This window comes from Kitasatospora sp. NPDC057198 (genome assembly GCF_042670125.1).
Lineage (GTDB): Bacteria > Actinomycetota > Actinomycetes > Streptomycetales > Streptomycetaceae > Kitasatospora.
This window is the reverse complement of sequence record NZ_JBHUWH010000641.1, coordinates 1-3,521: the sequence shown is the minus strand read 5'-3', so window position 1 is coordinate 3,521 and position 3,521 is coordinate 1. Positions and strand designations below refer to the sequence as shown.

At 75.1% G+C, this 3,521-nt stretch carries 3 protein-coding genes; 1 reads left to right on the top strand and 2 read right to left on the bottom strand.

All coding sequences use genetic code 11. The features are described 5' to 3' along the window. Nucleotides 1-1,310, bottom strand: a 1,310-nt coding sequence (locus tag ACFUEL_RS37050; protein WP_380242190.1) for an RNA polymerase sigma factor, incomplete at its 3' end; no start/stop codon positions are given. A gap of 353 nt (nt 1,311-1,663) precedes the next feature. Beyond that, entirely contained in the window at nt 1,664-2,458 is a 795-nt protein-coding gene (locus tag ACFUEL_RS37045) for a TetR/AcrR family transcriptional regulator (RefSeq protein WP_380242188.1), read from the bottom strand. 762 nt (nt 2,459-3,220) lie between these two features. On the opposite strand from ACFUEL_RS37045, the gene ACFUEL_RS37040 reads away from it, so the two are divergent. Continuing rightward, the coding region (locus ACFUEL_RS37040; RefSeq protein ID WP_380242186.1) for a hypothetical protein at nt 3,221-3,521 on the top strand (301 nt) is incomplete at its 3' end.

Genomic DNA, 3,521 nt, shown 5'->3' with positions numbered 1-3,521 from the left:
GAGCCGGTGAGCGCGAACGCGGCGACCGCCGCCGCGACGACGGCGATGCCGGCCGCGATGCCGGCCTTCGCCGCGGTGCCGAGCCCTTCCCCGGCCACCGCCGCGGCCCCGCCGCCGGACGAACCGGCGCCCCCGGCCGCCCCGGCCCCCGCTGCTCCTGCCGTACCCGCTGCTCCTGCCGTACCCGCCGCTCCCGCCGTACCCGCGGAGGTGCCCGCCGCGGCCCCGCCGGCCACCGCCGCCCCGCCCGCGACCGCGCCGGTGACGGCGACCCCGCCGACCGCCGCGGCCGCGACGGTGAACCAGCCGGTGCCGACCCAGAGCAGCGCGCCGCCGGGCAGCACGGCCCGCAGGCCGTGGTTGATGTCGGCGAGCTCCAGGTACGCGGCGGTGCAGCGGGCGCAGTCCTGGACGTGCTTGCCGACCTCCGCCGAGGCGCGCTTGCGCAGCGAGCCGCGGGCGTACGCGCCGAGCCGGCTGGCGTACCCGGCGCAGCCGGACTCCTGGCTGCCCGACACGTGCGCCTGCAGGAACGCGGCGGCCAGCCGGTCGCGGGCCCGGTGGGCCTGGACGGCGGTGGCGTTGGCGGTCTTGCCGAGCATCACCGCCACGGTCTTCGGCGACTCCCGCTCGACCTCGGTGTGCCAGAGCACCACCCGGTCGTCCTCGGGCAGTTCGGCGTACGCGCGCATCACCATCCGCTGGTCGGCCAGGGCCAGCGCCCAGGCGTCCGCGCCCGGGTCGGCGAGGTCGAACTCGACGGTGGCGGCGGAGGTTTCGGCGAAGCCGGTGAAGTCGTCGATCAGCTGCTCGCGCCGGTCCGAGCGGGCCCAGGCGGCCGCCACGTTGCGCACCGCCGTCAACAGGTAGGCCCGGACGGCGAACTCGGGCCCCTTGCCGGCCTTGAGCGCCTGCAGGGTGCGGGCGAACACCTCGCCCGCCAGGTCCTCCGCGGTGAAGCTGTCCCGGCAGCAGGTGCGGGCGTAGCGGCGGACGGCGTCCGCGTGCCGGCGGTAGATCTCCTCGTACGCGGCGTCGTCCCCGGCCCGCACCCGGGCCGTCAACTCCGCGTCGGATGGCGGGCGTTCGCCGTCCACCGGGTCGGCGGGGGCGGGCACCACGGCGCGCACCGGGAGCTCCTCGCCGATGAACGCCTCGGGGGCCACGCCGCCCCGGCCGGCCGGGGCCTGGCCGGGCACCCGGCCGCTCAGCGACTCCCGGGCCGGGCTGCCGCCCTGGTCCGGCACCTGGCCGGGGGCCTCCAGGCCGGAGCCGAACTCGACCGCGTCGCCCTGCTCTTCCGGGTTCACCGGGCACCGACCCGGCGCGCGGCGCGCGACAGGGGCCGCCCCTCGGAGTCGACGGCGGTCACGCTGCGCAACGGAACAATGGCTCCAACCACGGGCAAAGAATGGCATAGCGCAGCGACCACCGGTAGCCGGGTCCGCCGCGGCCCACTCGTCCGGGCTGCCGCTCGCGGAAGTGTTCGGTCCCCCGGCGGCGCGGGCACCGCGCGTACCCGGAACGTTCCGCGCCGCTTCTGCTCCGACCCGTGCGCCCGGAGCCCTCCCGTTCACCCGAACGGTGCGCTCCGGCCGGCCCGGGACCACCCCCGCGACGGCCCGCCCGTACGGTGCGTCAACTCCCCGTCCGGCGCTGCCGGTCAGGCCGCGCGCAGCCCCTGCAACAGGATCTGCAGCAGCCGGTGCCCCGCCCCGCCCTCGGGCTCGCCCTCCTTGACCGGGACGGCCGCCGAGGCGTGCACCGGCACCGCCGCGGTCAGCACCAGCACCACATCGGCCACCGTCACCCCGGGGCGCAACTCCCCGGCCGCGCCCGCCCGGGCCACCAGCGCCGCCAGCAGTTGCAGCAGCAGCCGCGGATCGGCGCCCTGCTCGCCCTCGGACACCGGCGCACCGCCGAACGCCCGCAGCTCGGTGCCGCGCTGCTCGGGCACCCGGCCGATCTCCTCGGCGTACCGGAACGCCTCCGGCGGCAGCAGCCGCCCCGCGCCCGAGGCCGCCGCCCGCTGCAGGAAGTCGGCCAGCGCGTCCCACGGGCCGGTCAGGCCGCCGTACAGCGACTCCCGGGCCTGCGCGGTCAGCCAGGAGACCTCCTCGGAGGCGATCCGCTGGACCAGCACCTCCTTGCTCGGGAAGCGCCGGTACACGGTGCCGACGCCGACCCCGGCCCGCCGGGCGACCTCCTCCATCGGCGCCCCGTAACCGAGTTCGCCGAACACCTCGCGGGCGGCCCGCAGCACGCTCTCCAGGTTCCGCCGGGCGTCCACCCGCAGTCGCGAACCCGCGCCGCGCCCCGCCCCGTCCGGACGCTCGCCGCCGGAGAAGCCGTACCGCTCCCGCTCGTCGGGCCCGCGCTGCTCCGGCACCACGTCCACCGCGGACCTCCCGAACGCCGCGACCGGCACCCGCCCCGCCAACTGATCCTGCTCCGACATGCCAAACCTCCCCCGAGGCACCCCGTCCCGGGCACCCGAACGGCTACTGCGCCCCCTGGTGTGCGCTGCCGACACCGGCCGTGGTCCGACGTCCGCGCACTACCTTCCCCGGATGGCTCCCGTGCAGTCCGCGTCGATGCCACCAGGTCCAGGACGAACGGACCGGCACCATCGGCGGTCCGAAGCACAATCCGACCATAGTTCAGGGAAGTTCGCCGCAGAAGTGGACCACTCATCGCCCCGCACCGGTCCGATCCGGGCCCTACGTGCGGACAAATCCCCTCACGCACCACCCCCGGCCCCACGTGAGACGAATCACAACCCGAGGATCCGCGCCGGAGCGATCCGTCCCGTCCCCGACTCGCCCTCCTTTACCGGACCTTGACGAAGCGTCAGCTCGTCCGATCCGCCCGCTCCGGCTTCGCCGCACCGAATCGAATCGGATGCACACGTTCCCACCACAGCCGCCCCCTTCCCCCGCTAGCGTGACCGCGCATCCGCACGACAAGTACACACATCGCTGAACTCATGGGGGGCATGATGGGGCGAATCGAACCGGTGGACGGTGGGGGCAGCGGCGGTTTGGCCGTTCACCCGGACGAAAGACGGCCGGGCCGGAAACGGCGTCCGATGTGTTCGCGCTGCACGCGGAGGGCCGGCTCCACTCCTTCGAGACCGGATCTACGGACGACGCACGAGGGCGAGCCCGCGAGGCAGACCGTCATCGGACACAGCTGCGGCAGTACCACGGTGGGCTACGCGATGCTGAGACTGATCGCTGTTCCCCTCGCGGCCTTGTCGCTGGTCTCCTGCGGGCTCACCGAGGAGCAGTTGCAGCCGACCATCACCAGGGCGGAGGCCGAGCGGAAGGTCCTCTCCTACGACCTCGACGTCAGGCGCACCCTGCTCGGTGGCTCCCAGTCGGAGGCGTCCGCCGGGCGGCTGCGCTCCGGCGCGTGCGAGACGACTGACATCCCCGGTCCGAAGGGACGAGAGCAGAGCTACCTGCACACGCAGCTCGTCAGCGACAAGCCCGAGGGCAACAAGGCCGTCTTCGACGCTT

Bases quoted from the DNA above. Each gene is read 5' to 3' on its own strand.
- ACFUEL_RS37045 (WP_380242188.1), bottom strand. From the start codon at position 2,458: ATGTCGGAGCAGGATCAGTTGGCGGGGCGGGTGCCGGTCGCGGCGTTC.